Annotated in this window: 19 protein-coding genes and 1 riboswitch; of the genes, 12 read left to right on the top strand and 7 right to left on the bottom strand. The window is 45.9% G+C overall.

Features of this window, described 5'->3' with window-relative positions; all coding sequences use genetic code 11:
• Positions 1 to 138 precede the first annotated feature (138 nt).
• Complete coding sequence (locus RT034_RS10455; RefSeq protein WP_313016471.1) at positions 139 to 735, bottom strand: IMPACT family protein; 597 nt, start codon at positions 733 to 735, stop codon at positions 139 to 141.
• A gap of 49 nt (positions 736 to 784) precedes the next feature.
• Between RT034_RS10455 and RT034_RS10450 the strand changes: the two genes are divergently transcribed.
• Positions 785 to 1,489, top strand: coding sequence for a pseudouridine synthase (locus tag RT034_RS10450; RefSeq protein ID WP_313016469.1), 705 nt, complete (start codon positions 785 to 787; stop codon positions 1,487 to 1,489).
• Here the strand turns inward: RT034_RS10450 and RT034_RS10445 are convergent.
• On the bottom strand, positions 1,486 to 2,145 hold the full coding sequence (locus RT034_RS10445) for a DUF2939 domain-containing protein (RefSeq protein ID WP_313016467.1): 660 nt from the start codon (positions 2,143 to 2,145) through the stop codon (positions 1,486 to 1,488). The two genes, RT034_RS10450 and RT034_RS10445, sit on opposite strands and share 4 nt — an antisense overlap.
• Positions 2,146 to 2,398: 253 nt before the next feature.
• Between RT034_RS10445 and dnaJ the strand changes: the two genes are divergently transcribed.
• Together dnaJ and dapB are read left to right on the top strand one after the other, a co-directional pair.
• Positions 2,399 to 3,565 carry a molecular chaperone DnaJ gene (gene dnaJ, locus RT034_RS10440; protein WP_100274325.1) on the top strand — a complete coding sequence of 389 codons (1,167 nt, stop codon included), beginning with the start codon at positions 2,399 to 2,401 and terminating at the stop codon, positions 3,563 to 3,565.
• 222 nt (positions 3,566 to 3,787) lie between these two features.
• On the top strand, positions 3,788 to 4,594 hold the full coding sequence (gene dapB, locus RT034_RS10435) for a 4-hydroxy-tetrahydrodipicolinate reductase (RefSeq protein WP_178086213.1): 807 nt from the start codon (positions 3,788 to 3,790) through the stop codon (positions 4,592 to 4,594).
• A 70-nt stretch (positions 4,595 to 4,664) separates the two neighbouring features.
• On the opposite strand, the gene RT034_RS10430 is transcribed toward dapB, so the two are convergent.
• Positions 4,665 to 5,237, bottom strand: coding sequence for a hypothetical protein (locus RT034_RS10430; protein ID WP_313016463.1), 573 nt, complete (start codon positions 5,235 to 5,237; stop codon positions 4,665 to 4,667).
• A 299-nt stretch (positions 5,238 to 5,536) separates the two neighbouring features.
• Positions 5,537 to 7,555, bottom strand: coding sequence for a phosphomethylpyrimidine synthase ThiC (thiC, locus tag RT034_RS10425; RefSeq protein ID WP_313016461.1), 2,019 nt, complete (start codon positions 7,553 to 7,555; stop codon positions 5,537 to 5,539).
• Between the two features lie 109 nt (positions 7,556 to 7,664).
• A riboswitch (TPP riboswitch) is annotated at positions 7,665 to 7,767 on the bottom strand.
• Positions 7,768 to 7,997: 230 nt separating this feature from the next.
• Here thiC and RT034_RS10420 point away from each other — a divergent pair.
• A complete protein-coding gene (locus RT034_RS10420) occupies positions 7,998 to 9,269 on the top strand; it encodes a TolC family protein (RefSeq protein WP_313016459.1) in 1,272 nt (423 codons plus the stop codon).
• An 80-nt stretch (positions 9,270 to 9,349) separates the two neighbouring features.
• On the opposite strand, the gene pstS is transcribed toward RT034_RS10420, so the two are convergent.
• Entirely contained in the window at positions 9,350 to 10,354 is a 1,005-nt protein-coding gene (gene pstS, locus RT034_RS10415; RefSeq protein WP_076775617.1) for a phosphate ABC transporter substrate-binding protein PstS, read from the bottom strand.
• Positions 10,355 to 10,701: 347 nt separating this feature from the next.
• Between pstS and phoU the strand changes: the two genes are divergently transcribed.
• From phoU to RT034_RS10400, 3 genes are all read left to right on the top strand, one after another.
• Entirely contained in the window at positions 10,702 to 11,472 is a 771-nt protein-coding gene (gene phoU / locus RT034_RS10410; RefSeq protein WP_313016456.1) for a phosphate signaling complex protein PhoU, read from the top strand.
• 138 nt (positions 11,473 to 11,610) lie between these two features.
• Positions 11,611 to 12,345, top strand: coding sequence for a phosphoglycolate phosphatase (locus tag RT034_RS10405; RefSeq protein WP_313016454.1), 735 nt, complete (start codon positions 11,611 to 11,613; stop codon positions 12,343 to 12,345).
• A complete protein-coding gene (locus tag RT034_RS10400; RefSeq protein ID WP_313016453.1) occupies positions 12,332 to 12,892 on the top strand; it encodes a DUF4385 domain-containing protein in 561 nt (186 codons plus the stop codon). The genes RT034_RS10405 and RT034_RS10400 overlap by 14 nt, the downstream gene beginning before the upstream one ends.
• Before the next feature lie 29 nt (positions 12,893 to 12,921).
• Here RT034_RS10400 and RT034_RS10395 read toward each other — a convergent pair whose 3' ends face one another.
• Positions 12,922 to 14,415: a YifB family Mg chelatase-like AAA ATPase gene (locus tag RT034_RS10395; protein WP_313016451.1), complete on the bottom strand. Its 1,494-nt coding sequence runs from the start codon at positions 14,413 to 14,415 to the stop codon at positions 12,922 to 12,924.
• 208 nt (positions 14,416 to 14,623) lie between these two features.
• On the opposite strand from RT034_RS10395, the gene hemN reads away from it, so the two are divergent.
• The 3 genes from hemN to RT034_RS10380 all read left to right on the top strand — a co-directional run bounded on the left by hemN (position 14,624) and on the right by RT034_RS10380 (position 17,501).
• The gene (gene hemN / locus RT034_RS10390) at positions 14,624 to 16,102 is read left to right on the top strand and encodes an oxygen-independent coproporphyrinogen III oxidase (protein ID WP_313016449.1); all 1,479 of its coding nucleotides are present in this window, start codon (positions 14,624 to 14,626) and stop codon (positions 16,100 to 16,102) included.
• Positions 16,103 to 16,215: 113 nt separating this feature from the next.
• The gene (locus tag RT034_RS10385) at positions 16,216 to 16,878 is read left to right on the top strand and encodes an Abi family protein (protein ID WP_313016447.1); all 663 of its coding nucleotides are present in this window, start codon (positions 16,216 to 16,218) and stop codon (positions 16,876 to 16,878) included.
• 17 nt (positions 16,879 to 16,895) lie between these two features.
• Complete coding sequence (locus tag RT034_RS10380; protein WP_076775602.1) at positions 16,896 to 17,501, top strand: class I SAM-dependent methyltransferase; 606 nt, start codon at positions 16,896 to 16,898, stop codon at positions 17,499 to 17,501.
• A gap of 10 nt (positions 17,502 to 17,511) precedes the next feature.
• Here the strand turns inward: RT034_RS10380 and RT034_RS10375 are convergent, their stop codons facing one another.
• Positions 17,512 to 18,066: a DUF4442 domain-containing protein gene (locus RT034_RS10375; protein ID WP_313016445.1), complete on the bottom strand. Its 555-nt coding sequence runs from the start codon at positions 18,064 to 18,066 to the stop codon at positions 17,512 to 17,514.
• Between the two features lie 106 nt (positions 18,067 to 18,172).
• Between RT034_RS10375 and RT034_RS10370 the strand changes: the two genes are divergently transcribed.
• Both RT034_RS10370 and uvrC read left to right on the top strand, forming a co-directional pair.
• Positions 18,173 to 18,556: an HNH endonuclease gene (locus RT034_RS10370; protein ID WP_313016443.1), complete on the top strand. Its 384-nt coding sequence runs from the start codon at positions 18,173 to 18,175 to the stop codon at positions 18,554 to 18,556.
• Positions 18,557 to 18,775: 219 nt separating this feature from the next.
• Positions 18,776 to 20,653, top strand: coding sequence for an excinuclease ABC subunit UvrC (uvrC, locus tag RT034_RS10365; RefSeq protein ID WP_313016441.1), 1,878 nt, complete (start codon positions 18,776 to 18,778; stop codon positions 20,651 to 20,653).
• Positions 20,654 to 20,658 lie beyond the last annotated feature (5 nt).

Genomic DNA, 20,658 nt, shown 5'->3' with positions numbered 1-20,658 from the left:
TTTTGACTATTTTACGGCTTTTTGACAGTTTTTTCATGGCGACTTGTGAGCTAAGTTTGGGGTGTTTTGTAGGTTTTTTTGAGGGCAATTTTGCTAGGCTATCGCTTTTACGCTACTGCTGTGGTTATTTGCTTTTGGTTATTCGCTCGCTTTCACAGTCCCGTAAAAGCCGATTTTTTCGCTAAGTGCTTGAACTGACTTTTGCGCAAGCTCCACTGCCAAAATGACATTTTTACCATAATCAACCTTTAAAATCGTGGCACTAAAGCCGTCTAATGTATGCCTAACAAAGGACTCATTGGCAAAATCGGTTTCAATCAGTACCACGCTTAATGGCACAAACGCGTGCAAATTCATATTATCAACCACGGCTTGTGCGGTGCTACTATAGGCACGTGTCAGCCCACCTGCACCAAGTTTGATACCGCCAAAGTAACGCACCACAATGACCACGCAGTTACCAATTCCTTTATGTTGTAACACGTTTAAAATCGGCTTGCCTGCCGTACCACTGGGCTCACCATCATCATCGAATCCGGCTGAGGTAGTGTTGTGTGGGTCGCCAATAATATAGCCATAACAGACATGGCGTGCATCGAGATACTGGCTGCGTAATTGTTCCACGTGAAACATTAATTGCTCACGGCTATCAATGGCAAAGCCAAAGCCCAAAAATTGGCTCTTTTTAATCTCAAGTGTGGCACTACATGGGGCGCTAAGCGTGTAATAGGTCATGGTTAATCTATGTTACAATAAACAAAACAAGCACTAGGATAACAAAAAAATGCGTTTAGACAAATTTTTAAGCAAAGCCACCGAGCTATCGCGTAAAGACTGCAAAAAAATCTTGCACGCAGGCGAAGTCACAGTCAATGGCGAGGTGGTCAAAGATGCAAGCCTACATATCGATGAAGTGGGTGACGATATCGAATGGGCGGGTGAGCCGTTATCAGTCGCGACGGGCAATCGCTATTTACTGTTATATAAGCCAGAAGGCTTTGAATGCACCCTAAAGCCAAAAGAGTGGCCGATTGTCACAGACTTGATTGATGTACCCCAGCTAGGTAGCTTGCGGATTGCGGGGCGGCTCGATGTCGACACCACAGGTGCACTGCTACTTAGTGATGATGGTGGCTTTTTGCACCGCGTCACCAGCCCCAAACATCATGTGGCAAAGGTGTATGAGTTGACCCTTGCCGAGCCAATGACTGAAGCACAACAGGCATTTGCTATCCAAGAATTGGCAAAAGGCATCATGCTTGAAGACGCGTATGATAAAACCAAACCCGCTGAGTTAAGTTTTTCTGATGCTACCCATGCCAAGCTGGTACTCACGGAAGGCAAATACCACCAAGTCAAACGCATGATGGGCTACTTTGGCAATAAAGTCATTGAGCTACACCGTGCCAGCATCGGTAACATTACCTTAGCAGGATTAGAAAAAGGCGAAAGCCGGTTTTTGACCGCTGAAGAAATTGACCAGTTTTAAGCATTTAGCGGCAGTGTCACACCCACGATTTTCCAATGAATAAGCCCTTGGCGCTGCAAGCTCAACGTTAAGGGATAGCCACGCAGCTGTCCGCTGACTTCAAAACAGTTAAAACCACAATAGTGTGTGGTCGGTCGGGTCTGTGACGTTGCTGTGGGGGCATTGGGATTAGGCGATTGCAGTTGTTGTTTAATTTTTTGATTCAGCTCAGCTGAATTGCGCGCCAAAATCAAGTCTTTGATATCAATCTTATCCATCGCTACTGCCACCAAGCCCCCCAGCAGTTTGACATTTGTTTTGAGCAGCTCGCTGGTGGCTTGTCCTGTCATCGCATACCGTACGCCCTCTGGCGTGACGGTATTATCCACGGCTTGATTGACCATTTTATTCACTAAGTCATCAGGGTTTAGCGCGACATTGAGCATCTGCAAAATAGGGGATTTTGCCACATGATTGGCTTTTTCTATTAATACAGGGGTGAGTTGCGATTTGATACTTTGCTGCAGCTGTGTAAATTCAATCGCTGCACTGATAGTGTCTGCTTGTTGTGCATCATAGGCTTTTTTCAGTTGGTACACTGCCCAATAAGGGGAAGCAAATACCCATGCGACGACAATCAGTGCAAGGATGATTAGCAAAGATAATACTTTTTTCATAAATCACTATCAGGGTTAGAGTTTGCTAATTAGTTTAAAACAATGGGCTAGGCTGTTGCGTATTTTTCTTGCAAAAAAAGGAAAATATTTTTACGCTGATTGCCGATTATTTGCTTGATTATTTAACAAAAATCGCCACTATATTGCATATTTTTAAATTTTAGTCTTTCAAAGGTTTGGCAGCTGTTAAACGTTGCTACCGGTCGAACCCATTCTTCCGTACTGTCAAAACTATGCTGCCAAAGGAGTTACTATGTCAAAACGCGATTTTTATGAAGTATTAGGGGTAGATAAAACCGCTAATGAACAAGAAATCAAAAAAGCCTACCGCAAACTTGCGATGAAATATCATCCAGACCGTAACCCTGATGACCCTGCCGCCGAAGAAAAATTCAAAGAAGCCTCGATGGCATACGAAGTGCTAAGTGATGATAGCAAACGTTCAGCGTATGACCGTATGGGGCATGCCGCGTTTGAGAATGGCATGGGCGGTGGCGGCTTTGGCGGTGGAAACTTCCAAGACATTTTTGGCGATATTTTTGGCGGCATGGGCGGCGGCCGTGGTGGCAGCGCCGGCGGCTTCCAAGACATTTTTGGCGACATTTTTGGGGGTCGCACAGGGGGTGGACGTAGCAGACGCGGCTCAGATTTACGCTATATGCTTGATTTGACGCTTGAAGAAGCGGTGCAAGGGACAAAAAAAGAAATCACCTTTACCGCACCTGCCCCCTGTGAAACTTGTGATGGTAAGGGCGCCAAAGACAGCAGCGATATCGTGACCTGCGCAACTTGTGGTGGTGCGGGTGTGGTACGTATGCAGCAAGGATTTTTTGCTGTGCAACAGACTTGCCCCAACTGTGGCGGCTCAGGTAAACAAATCAAAAATCCTTGCAATGACTGTCATGGCTCGGGTGTTAAAGAAAAATCACGCACCCTTGAAGTCACCATTCCTGCTGGTATCGACAATGGCGATCGGGTACGTTTAACAGGCGAAGGTGAAGCGATTACAGGCGGTGAAAGTGGCGACTTGTATGTTGAAATCCGTGTGGCACAGCACCCTATTTTTACCCGTGAAGGCGCTGACTTATACATGGATGTGCCAATTAGCTTTGCGGATGCAGCCTTAGGTCGTGAGGTGGAAGTGCCAACGCTTGAAGGACGTATCAATTTACGCATTCCCGAAGGCACCCAAAGCCACAAAGTATTCCGTATCAAAGGCAAAGGCGTTACCCCCGTGCGCACGACGATGAAAGGTGACTTGTTATGCCGTGTGGTGGTTGAGACACCGACCAACCTTAACAACGAACAAAAAGAGCTACTTCGTCAGCTACAATCATCCATGGGTGATCATCAACAATCGCCCCAGAAAAAATCTTTCTTTGATAAACTCAAAGAAGATGTCAAAGATTTGTTTGACTAAGTTTTATTGGTTTATAGTGTTTTATAGAAGTTTCACGTGAAACATCGAACCCTTGTAATGATTGCAAGGGTTTTTTTTGGCATAAGCCAGTATTGAGTTAAGCTAGGATTCAGCGAGACAAGCTGTTATGATTTGAACTTAGAAATTTATGCAAGAAAATCAGGCTAGAAGATCAAATCAGAAAGTTACACTAGGTAATTGGGCTAGATAAAGGATAAGCAAATGGTAAAAATCGGGGTCATAGGCGCAGGTGGGCGCATGGGACGTATGCTGATTCAAGCGGTGGCACAAAATCCACAAACTACCCTTGCAGGGGCGATAGAGCGTCAAGGCTCAAGCTTGTTGGGCGTGGATGCGGGCGAGCTAGTTAATCTCGACAAAACTAATGTCGCTTTGGTCGATGACTTGGCAGGGGTCATTCATGATATTGATGTGCTCATAGATTTTAGCTTGCCTGAGTCGACTGCCAAAAACTTACAACTTTGTGCTGCCAAAGGCGTCAATATGGTCATTGGGACAACAGGCTTAAACGATGAACAAAACGCCATCTTAAAACAGGCAAGTGAAAAAATCGCCATCGTGTATGCAGGCAACTACTCAACCGGGGTGAATTTAACCCTTAAACTGCTTGAAATGGCTGCCAAAGCATTTGGCGACAGCGCCGATGTCGAAGTCATCGAAGCCCACCATAAACACAAAATTGATGCGCCATCGGGCACCGCTTATATGATGGCTGAAGCGGTTGCCAAAGGACGCGGTCAAAACCTAAAAGACGTGGCGATCTATGGTCGCGAAGGTCAAACTGGCGCGCGCAAAGCAGGCGAGATTGGTATCCATGCCATTCGCGGTGGCGAGATTGTCGGCGACCATACGGTGATGTTTATCGCCGATGGCGAGATGGTAGAAATCACCCATAAGGCGCGTGAGCGCATGACCTTTGCCGCAGGGGCGGTGCGTGCTGCGGTGTGGGTCAATGAGCAGCAGACAGGACAGTTTGATATGCAAGATGTGCTTGGGCTAAAAGATTAGCATCAACTGCTTATGCAACAAAAAAGCCGAAACACCATCAAAGTGTTTGGGTTTTTTTATTAACCAATGCTTATTTGGTTTTGGGTTGTAGCACTTGTTTTTTAAAACCCGCTTTTTTCATTAGACTTTCTAAGCCATTACGCACTGCTAGCGTCAAGTTTTTTGATTTGGTGAGTTGTTCTGCAAATTTTTTCTTAGAGTCAGGGGTTGGTTTTGGATTGGCGATGACGATTTGAGCGGCAGCGATATCGCTACTTAGCGTTTCGATATATTGGTCACGCAAGTTTGATACGCTAGGCTCGGTCAATTTGATTGCCGCAAATTTTTGTTTTTGATAGCTTTTATAGGCAATCACCTCATTTAAAAACTGGGTCTGAATCGCAGCTTTTTGGGCATCGGTTTTGGCTTCAGCAACTTTAGGTTGGTATTTTTTTTCGATTTCAGCTTGTTTGACTTGGGTCTCAGCTTCCATCGCTTGACCAGCTTTGATTAAGGTCAATAGATTTTGCTGTAGCAGGGTGGGTGCAGTTTGGTTGGCAGTTTGGGCAGCAGCACGAGTAGGCGTGGGATTGGTGGGCGCTGCATGCGCAGCCCCTGTGCCAAGCACGGCAAGGGTCAAAGCTGTTAGAATTTTAGGGTGCATAAAAACCTCTTGATTTCTTTGTATTACGCTTGTTTTTTTAATTCAATTAAACAGGACTTTAAATTTGCGGGTTAAAACCCGTTGCAAATTAGTAGTTCTGAATATGTTGGTGCGTTTTTTCGTCTTAATATTAATTAATTCGACACTAAAAGGGCACTACCATAACAGGTAACTGATTGAAAAATCAATAAAAAGTATGATAAAAATTGGTATAAAAAAGCCGCTAGCCGGCAACCAGTATTTGGCAAGTTGACTATGCTAGCGGCTGTACATCATAGCAGCGTTAGATTAGCTGGGGCTTAAACTTCTTTATATAACTGTTTACCTTCTTCAATAAATTTTTGCTTCATCTGCTCCATGCCTAGGCGGACTTCATCGGCAGACGCTTCACCGACTTGACCGACCAATTCAGTATCCACCTGCTTGATAGCGTGGCTTGCATCCGATAACTCACCTGTATCAGGGGTAATGTCTTGACCAAGCTGTGGCTTATTAAACTCAAGCCCTGCTGCATAATCCCGCACGTTTTGGGTGATTTTCATCGAGCAGAATTTTGGACCGCACATTGAGCAAAAATGCGCCGATTTGTGTGCCTCTTTTGGCAAGGTTTCATCATGGAATTCACGAGCCGTGTCTGGGTCAAGTGACAGATTAAACTGGTCGTCCCAACGAAACTCAAAACGCGCTTTTGACAAGGCGTTATCCCGCGCTTGGGCACCTGGGTGTCCTTTTGCCAAGTCTGCTGCATGTGCGGCGATTTTGTAAGTGATGATACCGTCTTTGACATCCTTTTTATTGGGTAAACCCAAATGCTCTTTTGGCGTGACATAGCATAGCATGGCCGTGCCGTACCAACCAATCATCGCCGCACCAATGGCGGAGGTGATGTGGTCGTAGCCTGGGGCGATATCAGTGGTGAGTGGACCAAGGGTGTAAAAAGGCGCTTCTTTACAGACTTCAAGCTGTAAGTCCATGTTTTCTTTGATACGGTTCATAGCAACGTGCCCTGGACCTTCAATCATCACCTGCACGTCATGTTGCCATGCCACTTGGGTCAGCTCGCCCAAGGTTTTGAGCTCACCAAACTGCGCATCATCGTTGGCGTCTTGTAGGCAACCCGGGCGCAAACCATCACCCAGACTAAACGCCACATCGTAGGCTTTCATAATCTCGCAAATTTCTTCAAAGTGGGTATAAAGAAAATTCTCTTTATGATGGGCAAGACACCACTGTGCCATAATCGAGCCGCCGCGGCTGACGATGCCTGTCAAACGATTGGCGGTCACCGGTACGTAGCGCAGCAGTACGCCCGCGTGAATGGTAAAATAATCAACACCTTGCTCGGCTTGTTCAATCAAGGTGTCTTTAAAGATGTCCCATGTCAAATCTTCGGCAACGCCATCCACTTTTTCTAGGGCTTGATAAATCGGTACGGTACCGATGGGCACGGGGGAGTTGCGGATAATCCATTCACGGGTTTCATGGATATGCTTACCGGTTGATAAGTCCATGATGGTGTCCGCGCCCCAGCTGGTAGCCCAGGTCATCTTGGCAACTTCTTCATCAATGCTAGAGCCCAGGGCTGAATTACCGATATTGGCATTGATTTTGACCAAAAAATTGCGCCCAATAATCATCGGTTCTGATTCGGGGTGATTGATGTTATTGGGAATAATCGCCCGTCCCGCAGCGACTTCGGCACGCACAAATTCTGGGGTGATGAGTTTGGGGGTATTGGCACCAAAGTTGTTACCAGCGTGCTGACGCATATCCGTCAGGTCATGCTGTTTTTGGGTTTCACGGATGGCGATGTATTCCATCTCTGGGGTGATGATGCCTTGTTTGGCGTAGTGCATTTGGGTGACGTTTTTGCCATTGATCGCCCGTCTTGGCTTGTCGATATGCCCAAAGCGCAGGTTGGCAGTGGCGATGTCATTGGCACGTTCATTGCCGTATTGGCTTGAGAGTTTAGCAAGCTGCTCGGTGTCGCCACGCGCTTCTATCCAAGCTTGACGCAGTTTTGGTAAGCCTTTAGTCAAATCAATCTCAACATTGGGGTCGGTATATACCCCTGAGGTGTCATACACATAAAACGGTGGGTTTTTTTCGCCTTCTGCCTTGCCAAAACCGCCCACCGGGGTATCGGTCAAGGTGATTTCCCGCATCGGTACTTGGATGTCGGGGCGTGAGCCTTGGATGTAGACTTTGCGAGATGCCGGCAAGGCGCGCGTCAAATCACGCGCTTCTTCTTCAAAGCGGTCATCGGTAGGGTCACGGTGGGCAGGGGTTTTGTGAGTAACGTTGGTAAGTTGGTTCATAGCGAGTCCATGTTATGTTATGAAGTTATGGTTTGCTGGACTCGGGCGAAGATAGGTGAGTGTGACTGTTTCTAGTAAAAGGCTGATTCTAGAAAAATATTGGTCTAACTAACCTAATAGACGACTTCCCTACGACGGTATTAACCGTGTCAGGTTCGACGGGTATGTCTCAGCCGCTGGTATGTCACCCAACTGCACCCCGAGTCAATATCTCCATATTAACAAAAACTCACAGGTTTACCTAATAGATTTTTAGCCATTTTGTGCCGATGATTTACTGCACTAAATTACTGATTTTTTTGACAACTATCGGTATGATAGAGGTTCCTTGGTTGTTGAAAATGTTGTAATTATTGATATGGAATGCATCTGTTTGTGGAATCGTAAAGCGCCTGGCGCCCGATGGCGGTTAAGGGCGATGGCAGTGTCATTGATAGGGTCGATGTCCCTCAGCCCAGCCGTGATGGCAAAGGATTTGTGGGAATTGTATAGTGCAGCCCAGCGCACCAATGGCAATTGGGCAGGGCAGCAATATGACTATTTGGCAACGCAAAAAAATGTGCAGCTAGCGTTTGGCGATATGCTGCCGCAAGTGGGACTACAAGGCAGTGTCAAACATAACCAGTTTTATCCCAAAGACGATAACATCCCTGACACGGGCAATACTGCAAGCCAAGTAGGTATCGGACTGCGCCAAGCCTTGTTTCGTGCTGATAAATGGGCAAACTATGAAAAAGCCGTGCTCGCCAGTCAAGCCAATGACATCCAGCTATTACAGCAGCACCAACAACTAATCGAGCAAATCAGCAAAGCCTATCTCAATGTATTGCGCGCTGAAGCGATGACAGATAGCCTTAATGCCGAGTTCACCGCACTCAAAGCACAAAATGATATGATGCAAGCGAGACTCGCCCAAGGGGTAGCGGCGCGGGTAGATACCGAAGAAAGCCGTGCAAGGCTTGAAAGCGTCAGCGCCTCTATTGCCAACAATGACGTGGCAATCGTGAATGCTAAACAGCAGTTATCACTGCTCACCGGTCAACCAATCAATCAGCTAGATGCTATCAAATTACCGCCTGATTTAAATCTCGTGGCTAGTCAAAGTATCGAAAACTGGATGCAGCAGTCACAAAATAATAATCTCGATATTCAGTTAGCACAAACCCAAGTGGCGATTGCCAACAAACAAGTCGATTATCTCAAAGCCAATGCCTATCCCCGTGTCGATTTGGTAGGCAATGTGGGATGGCAAGATTATACCCATAATAACCAAAGCGCTATTGATGGCACCAATTATAACTTTGGGGTGGAAGTGGATTTTCCGTTTTATACCGGTGGGCGGACGCGGGCAGGCGTTGAGCAAGGCACTCTGCAAGCGCAAGCGGCAAAAAGTCGCCTCGCCTATGTGTACCAAGCCGCCATGACTCAGACTAGCCAAGCGTATTTAAATTTGGTCGCACAGCGTGCCACAATTAAAGCCCAGCAAACTGCGGTGGAAGCCAATCGCCGCGTCGCCCAAGCATCAAAAACAGGCTATGATTTGGGGGTGCGCTCGATGGTAGATACGCTACTGGCAGAGCGCCAATATCACGCTGCCAAACGCGATTTGATTAATGCGTATTTTGATTATCTAAATGCCTACATTGATCTACAAAAAGCTGTGGGCAATCTGACCGATGAGACGGTCAAAGTGCTAGATAATCAGCTGATTTGATGCTTTTTTGGGCAAAATTTTAAGCTGAAAAACCCCGCCTATCGGCAGGGTTAATTTGCGTAGTAAGCTGACGCAAATGACTATTTAACTTTCGTCCATTCTTTACGAACCGCAGCTTTAGTACCGGCAGGTAGCGGAACGTAGTCGAGTGCAGTTGCTTGTGCATTGCCGTTAGTAAATGCCCAGTCAAAGAATTTAAGCGCTTCTTTGGCTTTTGCACCGCCCGTACGGGGTACGAGGATGAAAGTCGCTGCAGAGATTGGCCAAGCGTTGGCTGCTGGCATGTTAGTGATAGTCACTGCAAAACCAGGATATTGTGCCCAGTTAATGTTTGATGCTGCTGCAAACGTTGAATCGTCTGGTAGTACAAATTTACCGGCGCGGTTTTGAAGTTGGGTATAAGCTAAACGGTTTTGTTTTGCGTAAGCATACTCAACATAACCGATGGAGTTTGCAACACGTTGTACGTTGCTTGATACGCCTTCGTTACCTTTACCACCCACGCTCGCTGCAGCATTAGGCCATTTAACAGTTTTGTCCGCGCCTACTTTTGATTTCCAATCGCTTGATACTTGGCTTAGGTAGTTAGTAAATACGAAAGTGGTACCTGAACCGTCTGAGCGGTTAACGGTGGTAATCTTAGCGGCAGGTAGGGCAACACCTGGATTTAATGCTTTGATACGTGCATCGTTCCAAGTAGTGATTTTGCCCATATAGATGTCAGCAAGGACGGGGCCTGATAGTTTTAATTGACCTGGTTTGACGCCAGCGATGTTTACCACAGGTACGATACCGCCAATGACTGCGGGGAATTGGATTAAGCCGCTGGCATTTAGCTCTGCTGGGCTCATTGGCGCATCAGTGGCACCAAAATCAACCGTTTTTGCTTGGATTTGTTTGATACCGCCTGAAGAACCGATACCTTGGTAGTTTACTTGGTTACCCGTTGCTTTTTGGTAGTCGCTCGCCCATTTTGAGTAAACAGGTTGTGGGAAAGTTGCACCAGCACCTGTGATGTTAACAGCATTGGCTTGTGCGCCTACAGCAGCTAACGCCACACTGACGATTAAATGTGATAATTTCATAATGTTTCCTTGATGGACAAATGAGGTGATTGTCAGGGAAGATGGTAAATTAGCTTAGGATGTCGCCAACTAATGTGTCGCGTTTTAAATCACCCAAAGCTTGAAAAATTGTTACCATGTTAATGTAACAAAATGTCAAATCTGTTACGGTTATGTTAAAGTTTGATGACATTAAAAATTTTGTTTGGTATTGACTAGACCTACATGATGGCGTATCGGCGGACATGGGGCGTACTTTTCATCATTTTGTCGTAATTTTTAGTTATAGTTAGCTTTTCTTTAACGGCTTTTTTAATAACAATTTTGCTCAGTCCATGAGTCACAATCCATGAGTTAGGAAGGGAAACATGAATTTAATTGGTGAACATTTATCAAAAAGTTATGACCAAGATTTACAAAACTTGGTGAATTTGTTTTTAAAAATGGGTGGCATGGCAGAAGCCAATCTCACCAAAGCGATTGAATCACTGATAAAAAGTGATGTAGAGCTCGCCGAAGATGTCATTGATGGTGACAAAGAAATCAACTTTACTGAGCAGCAGCTTGATGATTCGGTGGTCAAAGTATTGGCACGTCGTCAACCTGCCGCAACCGACTTACGCCTAATCATGGCAGTGAGTAAATGCGGCGCTGACATTGAGCGTATTGGTGATGAAGCCAAAAAAATCGCCAAGATGGCGCGCCGTGCGACCCGAGAAGGTCAATCACCGATTGGGTATCATGAAGCGCATCAAATGGGTAATTTTGTGCAGATGATGCTAAAAAATGCGCTAGAAGCTTTTGCCAAGTTTGATGCAACAGGTGCTTACCGAGTAATAGAGCAAGATAGTGAAATCGATGCGATGTACAAATCTGCGTCACGCGCGATGATGACCTACATCATGGAAGATGGTCGCTATGTAGCAAAAGTCATTGATATTTTATGGGTGCTACGTTCGATAGAGCGTATTGGTGCGCATGCGCGTAATATCGCTGAGCAATTGATTTTTTGTATCACTGGTGAAGATGTGCGTTATCAAAAACTGGGTGCCAACAAAGACAGTGCATTTAACCCCGCAGCTAGCCATGAAATCGCCGATGCCTCACTAGATTATCAACCAAGCAATGGCGAAAACTAACATTTGCTAGTAACACCTGCTGTTAGAGGCAGTGGGCTATCCGTGTTAGGTTATTTTAATGGACGGTTGCATGGTATTTTTAGGTGATTCTGCTACACTGTAGCCTATCAACTTTGGTGACAAATGATAGGAAACACCATGTCTAGCGAATCACTTAACACCCCAACCCCCACATCTGCTTTGGAAAATATCACCCAAAAATCGTTACTTATTTTTGACTTGGACGGTACGTTGATTGATAGCGTGCCAGATTTGGCGGACGCCGTCAATGCGATGCTAACCACGCTTGGCAAAGCCAACTTTAGCGAAAATGTCATCCGCAACTGGGTCGGCAATGGTGGCAAAGTACTGGTGCAACGTGCCTTATCAGGCTCACAAACCATTGACCCCAATCTCACTGAAAACGATACCAATCAGGCGCTTGCTCTATTCTTTGACTACTACCATCAAAACACCTGTGTCAGAACCCAGCTCTACGCAGGGGTGAGCGAAGGGTTGCGTCAGCTTAAAGAGCAAGGCTATACCCTCGCTATTGCCACCAATAAACCCATTGATTTTGTTCCTGCGATTGTCGAAAAATTGGGTTGGCAAGCCCTTTTTGCTTATATTTTGGGTGGCGATAGCTTGCCTGCCAAAAAACCTGACCCGATGCCGCTACTGCACGTCTGTGACAAACTGGGCTTTAGCATCGCTCAAAGCTATATGATTGGTGACTCCAAAAACGATATTTTGGCAGGGCAAAATGCGGGCATGGATACCTTAGGGTTATCGTATGGCTATAACTATGGGCGGGATATTCGTGACTATCATCCAACCCAAACCTTTGATGACTTTGCCACGCTGACTGAGTTTTTGAGTCATGCACGAGTTTAACTATCATCTTAACTTTGACACGCTGAATTTTCGTGAGCATCCAGCGTTGTATCGGGTGGGGCGCGGTGAGCAGGGCGTATTACTGGTAGAGCCGTATAAATCCGAGATTTTGCCGCATTGGCGATTTGCTACGCCAGAACTTGCGCGTGAGAGCAGTGATACCATCTATGCGATGTTTTTGGACTATCTTGCCCAAGGGGATTTTATCGGTGCTGATATGGCGCGTAAATTTATCCAAATGGGTTATACGCGCTCGCGTCGTTATGCCAATCACAAAGGGGGCAAAAAATATGATGGCGCTGTCCCTGACGCTAAAAAAGGACAAAGTGGCGCGCATGGACGTGAGCAATTGCCGCAGCAATCACAGCAGCTTGAATCCGCGCAAATCAAAGCCCAATCCGCGCAAATTTTTAAGCAAAAATGGGATGAATGCCGCGCCAATGCGGACTACAAAGCGCTAAAAAAACAGTTTGAAGCCAAATACGTCAACGACACCCAATACGATAACCTGCCGCCCACGTTTTTTCGCGAGCATCCGTTTTTATAGGCTAGTTGTATGGTGAGTTAGCACGGAAATTAGGCATTCGTTAATTGACTACGATAACTTAATGCCTCGGTTAAATGCGGTATCTGAATATTGTCACTACCTGCCAAGTCCGCAATCGTGCGGGCGACGCGAAGGACGCGATGATAGCCGCGAGCGGACAGATTCAGCCGACTTTGTGCCATTGCCAAAATACGACTTTCTGCATCGCCAAGCGGCGCAAATTGGTCAAGTTCACTGGGGGAGAGTTCATTATTGGCTTTGCCCTGTCTGGCTTGCTGACGCTGATAGGCTTGTATCACCCGCTCACGCACTGCCGCAGAAGACTCACCCCTCTGTGCTGACTGCAAATCACTGGCAGGTAGGGCAGGCACGGTAATATGCAAATCAATACGGTCCAACAAAGGTCCTGATAGCTTTTCTTGATAGCGTTTGATTTGCTCGGGTCGGCACTGGCAGCGATCTGATTTATCCCCATAGTAGCCACAGGGGCAGGGATTCATCGCTGCTACCAGCTGAAAATTGGCGGGAAAGCGTACTTGAGAGTTGGCACGGCTGATGACAATTTCTTTGTTCTCGATGGGCTGTCTGAGTACCTCAAGCACCTTGCGATCAAACTCTGGAATCTCATCCAAAAATAACACCCCCCGATTGGCGAGCGTGATTTCACCGGGTTTGGGCGAGGAGCCGCCGCCCACTAGCGCCACCGCTGAGGTCGTATGATGGACTTGGCGAAAAGGGCGTGTGCCGTAGTCATAATCACTGTTGGCAATCGAATAGATACTGGCAACTTCGAGTGCTTCATGGTCGTTGAGCGGTGGCAAAATGGTGGGTAGGCGAGATGCCATCAAGGTTTTGCCTGTCCCAGGTGAGCCACAAAATAGTAGCGAATGCCCGCCTACTGCCGCAATCTCTAGCGCACGTCTAGCTTGGTGTTGTCCTTTGACATCGGCTAAATCTAGCTGATAATTGGCTGATTGGTAAGATGCCTTATGCTCGGCTTGGCTGAGTTGTTGCTCATTCATCAAGTGTTGGCACACAGCTTTGAGGGTATCGGCTTGCAGCACCTTCACGCCATCGACTTTGACCGCTTCATCGGCATTGTCTTTGGGAACAATCAAGGTGCGCTGCTCCGCCTTGAGCGCGCGTGATACTGCCAACGCCCCAGCAATGGCTCGTAAATCGCCATTGAGCGCCAATTCGCCAATAAACTCGTACTGCGCAAGCACGGTTTCATCAATTTGACCACTCGCTGCCAAGATACCTATGGCAATGGGCAAATCAAGCCGTGCGCCATCTTTGGGTAAATCCGCGGGCGCAAGGTTGATAGTTAATCTGCGATTGGGAAATTGAAAACCCGAGTTGATAATGGCAGAGCGCACCCTATCTTTACTCTCGCGTACCGCAGCTTCAGGTAAGCCGACCATGGTGACTGCGGGCAATCCTTGCGATAAATGTACTTCAACCATCACGCTTGGCGCGTTTAAACCCACCACCGAGCGCGTATATACTTGAGCAAACGACATTTTTAAAATCCTTTTCCAACCACTTGGCGGCTACCTTGACACAAGACAGGCCGTTTTTTTATGGCAGCAACTAGACAATTTTTGATAAAAAACGACTAAATCATAGCATAGTTCATCTGCTTTCTCATCATCGGCTATCTATGATGACTATGTTATAATCACAACCAATATTCCGAGAATTTTACGCTACACGCTATACGAGACTATTATGACAGACCAAACTCGCCCTTTATCTGACAGCGAACTGCCCACCTTTGATCGTCCTGTCGAAATCATCGAAAATCCGTATGCCAATGCCAATCGTAGCTACACGACCCAAACCCATTTGTTTAATGAAACTATCATCAATAAATACAACCGCTCAGGTCCCCGTTATACCTCATACCCAACCGCGCTAGAATTTGCCCCGATTGCTGACGGCATGGAAGCCCGCGTTTTAGCAGAAAAAGACCCACGGGTGCCAGTGTCCTTGTATTTTCACATCCCGTTTTGTCGCCACCTGTGCTATTACTGCGGCTGCAATAAAATCATCACCAAGAAAAACAGTGATTCAGGCGACTATTTAGCGTATCTTTTTGCCGAAATTCGGCATAAACGCAGCTTGATGCAAGGGGACCCTATCGTCGAACAAGTGCATTTTGGCGGCGGCACACCGACCTTTTTGACCGATGATGAGCTGGTCAAATTGTGGAACTTTTTGCAAACCCAATTTACTTTTAGCAATAAACCTACCGCTGATTATTCGATTGAAATTGACCCGCGAGAATTGCGCCCGACCACGCTTGAGATATTGCGTGGACTTGGGTTTAATCGGGTGAGCTTTGGTGTGCAGGATTTGCAAGAAAAAGTACAAATTGCCGTCAATCGCGTGCAGTCAGAAGAAATGATTCAAGGGGTGATGACGGAAGCTCGCCGCCTTGGGTTTCATTCTATTAATATTGACTTGATTTATGGGTTACCGCACCAAACGGTGGATAGCATGCGCAATACGGTTGAGCGCATCATCGCTATCTCGCCAGACCGTCTGTCTGTTTTTAACTATGCACATTTGCCAGCGCGATTTAAAGGTCAGCGTCAGATTAATGAAGCGGATTTGCCAAGCCCTGCCGACAAATTGACCATGCTCGGTAATACCATCCATGCGCTGACTGACGCAGGCTATCAATATATCGGCATTGACCACTTTGCCAAGCCTGATGATGAGCTTGCGATTGCGCAACGTGAAGGCAAATTGCACCGCAATTTTCAAGGGTATACCACGCATGGCAATTGTGATTTACTGGGATTTGGGGTATCGTCAATTAGCCAGATTGGTCTTCATATTTTGCAAAATCCAACGGATTTGAACGATTACCAAAATCTCATCAATGCGGGAAAATTGCCTGCGGTGAAGGTGATTTCTGCGCGCTTGCCTGACTTGCTGCGCCGTTATGTGATTATGAATCTGCTATGCCATGATTATATTGATTTTAAAGATGTGAATGCGCGCTTTAGCATTGACCCGATGACCTATTTTATTGATGAAATCCGCCAATTGGGCGAGATGCAAGCGGATAAACTCGTTGATATGGATGCTAAAGGGATTCGGGTGCTACCAAAAGGGCGGCTTTTGGGACGTAATGTGGCGATGGTGTTTGATACTTATTTGGCGAGTAAAGAAGGCAATCGCTTTAGTAAGGTAATATAGCATAAAAAGCAAAACACCTGCCAAAATGACAGGTGTTTTACTATACTAAAGGTGGAAGCTTTCGCTCACGTATCCTCTAGCTCACATAGTACGTATTATACGGATTTTATTAAATGAATTCAACACAGCTTAATCAAATTTTCCAAACGCTTTCTTTTGAAAGAATGCAAACTTATGAAAATAAGACCAAAACAAGAGAGCAAGCCGTTGAATTGTACCTTTGGAATGCTCAAATTTCGGGGGCATTTTTGTTTCCATTACATATTTGTGAAGTCACGATTCGTAATGCCATTGCTGAAATGCTCTATACGCAGTACGGTAGTAATTGGGTCAATAATCATATGTTTATTAATAGTTTACCTAATCATCCAAAACCAAAATATAATCAAAGAACAGATTTAGATAAAGCAACGAAACAACATACCCTTAATTATATCCCAAAAATTATACCCGAATTAAACTTTGTATTTTGGCAAGCCATGCTCACACAGCGCCACGATACTAGGCTTTGGAATAGCCAATTCCAACTTATTTTTCCCCATGCTAATCTATCAAGATCTGTGCAAAAAAATCGTGAGCATTTGCATAATGATTTAGATATCGTTCGCCGATTACGCAATCGCATTGCCCATCATGAGCCGATTTTTGATGAAAAACTATTAAGCATTTATAACAAAATTATCAAAATTATTGGTTATCGTTGTCAAGAAACTGCCAACTGGGTTGCTAGTCATCAAACCGTTACCACACTTATTACTCAAAAGCCTAAAATATAACCTTTAAAGGAAACTCCATGCACCAAATCCCCACCGACTTACTCAAAAAATCTGCCCACTGGCGCGAAGACATCCAGTTCACCCAAGACGTGCTTGGCAAGCCGTTTCACTTTACCAGCACTTGGGGAATTTTCTCGCCCGAAAAACTCGATGAGGGTAGCCTTATGCTGCTTGACTATATCGAGTTCAAAGACGATGACCACTCAATCGACCTAGGCTGTGGCTATGGCGTACTGGGTATGACGGCCGCCCGTGAATGCCCAAACGGACAGCACTTGCTCATCGACAAAGACTTTGTGGCGGTGGAATATGCCAAAATTAACTGCCAAAAAAACCATTTAAATAATGCCCAAGTTCAGCTATCCAATGGCTTTCGGGATGTTGAAAAAGACAAAAAATTTAGCCTAGTGATGAGTAACTTACCTGCCAAAGCCAGTAAGGAACAGCATTATCTATATTTGCTCGATGCCTACAATGCGATGGAGAGTGGCGCACGGTTCTATGTGGTAACCATCAACGGCTTGCGGGACTTTATGAAACGCTCATTTACTGAAGTGTTTGGTAACTCAGATAAAATCAAGCAAGGTAAAACTTATACCATTACCTTAGCAGTCAAAGACTAACGTCCTTCCGCTAAATTCTGACCGTTTGGTTTTTTGATTTACTATAGGCTCGTAACCGAATGTACAGGGTTTTGGTGACAGTGGCGACCACTTCATTTTGGTCGTCAACCACTTGTACGTCATAATTGCGGAACACTGCTTTACCATCCTTTGCTAAGGCTTTTATGGTATCGATTTCGGTGTCATCAAGGTGAAAATCGGCAAACACATCGCTTTTGCCCGCTTTAACAAAATCAATGCTTGCCGCCTTATCCCATACCACGTACGCATTGCCCAAGGCTTGCATCAACAAAATCATCAAAAATGGGTCGGTCATCGAATACAAACTGCCCCCAAACTGGGTGCCGACGATGTTTTGATTGAGTTTGTTTAAGGGTAAACGCACGCGAATATGATGGTTGGCGAAATCAAGGGTGTCAACACGGATACCTGCCCCAAAATATGGCGGATAAAAGTTAAAAAACTGCTTTAATAACTTGGGGTTATGAAACGGATTAAAGTAGTCTTTGGCTTGAGATTGAAAGGTTTGGCTTAGCTTAGATAGCTTGGATAAATTGAATAACATGGCAGACTCGTTTTTAACATGAAAAAAGCATTGTACAACACGCCATTGGCAAAGCAACAATGCTATTGTATGATGGATACAACTGATAGCAAAGCGTGACAAATTAATGGCAAAAGGTAAAGCAAAAAATAACGAAGATGCAGCATTCTGGGAGGCGATTTTGGCTGAAAAAGCGCCATCGCCACCTTGTGAATTGTGTGGACGTGATGAAGTTGAATTAACCCAGCATCATCTGATTCCCAAATCCCGCCACGACAAAGCCCGTACCAAACGCGAATTTAGCCGTGATGAAATGAAAAACGACATCGCCATGCTGTGTCCTGCTTGTCATGTGCAGGTGCATGAAGTGTTTAGTAACCAAGAATTATCTAGCTACTACCATACGGTTGAGCGGCTAAAAGAACATACCGAGATGCAAAAATTTATCAATTGGGTAAAAAAACGCCCGGCTGGACAAACTATTCGGGTCAAAAGTGGCAAAGATTTTTAGTGAATAGATTTTTAGCAGATAGTAGCTACTTGTAAAAGTCTTTTTACGATTACCATTATATGCAGCGAGGACATAAGCAAGGATATCGCATGATGACTTGTTAGGCGGGTAGAAGGGTTTTATATCTGGCTGTCCCTGTTAAAGTTTAATCTTACTTGCATTGAAAAGTGATTGAATTAACTTAATATAGTATAAAAATCGTGAAATAGTAAACAAGCAATGCCCAAAAACAAAACGCCCAGTATTGACCCTGCAACCATTGAAATTGCTGCAGCGACTGCCGACCGCAAAGCGCGATTGGATCACTTGATTAAGCGTCTGCCCAACTTGCCAGGTGTGTATAAAATGCTGGGCAAAAATGGCGACATCATCTATGTGGGCAAAGCCAAATCGCTCAAAAGCCGCGTCAATAGCTACTTTGCCAAAACCATCGACCACCCCAAAACGCGGGCGCTGGTGCAACGTATCGACAACATCGAAACCATCATAACCCGCTCAGAGACCGAAGCGCTGCTGCTTGAGCAAAACCTTATCAAGCTGCATCGCCCGCCCTACAATGTGCTACTGCGTGATGATAAATCTTATCTATACGTGTTTATCTCAGCCGATAAACCTTATCCAAGACTTGCCTATGGGCGCGGCAAAGGGCAACACCAAAAAGGCAGATTTTTTGGACCTTTTCCTTCGGCGCATGCCGCCAAACAGACCTTATTAATGATGCAAAAAATGTTTATGGTGCGCCAATGTACCAATGCATTTTTTGCCCAGCGTCAACGCCCTTGCCTAGAGTACCAAATCAAACGCTGTAAAGCGCCGTGTGTCGGGCTGGTATCGCCCGAAGACTATGCCGATGACGTCAACAACACCATTCGATTTTTAAAAGGTGAAGGCACGGATTTGCAAGTCAAATTGGTGGGTAAAATGGAGCAAGCGGCTGAAGACATGAACTTTGAGCAAGCCGCCTTGTATCGCGACCAACTCTCGATGCTACGCGAAGTACAAGCCAAACAAGCGGTATATACGGTCAAAGGTGAAGCCGATATCATCGCTATCGCCAGTCAAGCGGGCATTACCTGTGTGCATGTCATGAATGTGCGTAATGGGCAGGTTTTGGGTGGCAACAATTATTTTCCTGATGTGGATAGTGAAAATGATATAGCGGATAACTTGTCTGAGTTTGTCAGCTCATTTTATTTTCAAGTCAGTGATGATTTGCCCGAAGAGTTGATTATAAGTCATGAGTTGCCCGACCAAACCGCGATGACAGAAGCCTTAACTGAAACCTTTGGCAAAAAGGTGACGATAAAAACCAAAGTTCGTGAGCAGCGGAGCGAATGGCTCACCCTTGCCCAAATGAATGCCAACAACGCCCTGCAAACCAAATTGGGCGATTATTTGGAAGTCAAATCTCGCTTTAACGCACTCAATGCGGTATTAAAAGAGGCGCTGCAAGGCAAATCGCTCGACCGTATCGAATGTTTTGATATCTCCCACACCATGGGTGAAGCCACCATCGCCAGCTGTGTGGTCGCTGACCAAGGCGGGCTACGTAAACGCGACTATCGCCAATATGCCATTCATGGCATCACGGGCGGTGACGACTATGCCGCCATGAAGCAAGTATTAAACCGCCGCTATAGCAAACAGCCGCTGCCAGATTTATTGCTGATTGATGGCGGTAAGGGGCAGCTTAATATGGCAAAAGACGTACTGAGCGAGCTGGGGATTTTAACCCAAACCTTGCTCGTCGGGGTGGCAAAAGGCGAAGGTCGCAAGGCTGGGCTTGAAGTACTGCATTTTATTGACCGTGAGCCGCTCGATTTGCCAGCTGATAGCAAGGCACTGCATTTGATTATGCATATCCGCGATGAAGCGCACCGCTTTGCAATTACCGCACACCGCAAAAAACGTGATAAACGCCGCTCAAGCTCAGTGCTAGAAGCCATCCCTGGGTTGGGGGAAAAACGCCGCCGAGAGTTACTCAATCATTTTGGCGGCTTGCAGCAGCTGCTTGGTGCGTCACAAGATGAAATTGGGCAAGTAAATGGCATTGGTAAGGTGATGGCCAATACCATTTATAAAGTGTTGCATGGCTGATATTA

It is taken from the genome of Moraxella sp. CTOTU48841 (assembly GCF_032061225.1).
GTDB classification, from domain to species: Bacteria; Pseudomonadota; Gammaproteobacteria; order Pseudomonadales; family Moraxellaceae; genus Faucicola; species Faucicola cinerea.
The sequence above is the reverse complement of the archived record's forward strand: the minus strand, read 5'-3'. Positions and strand labels throughout refer to the sequence as shown.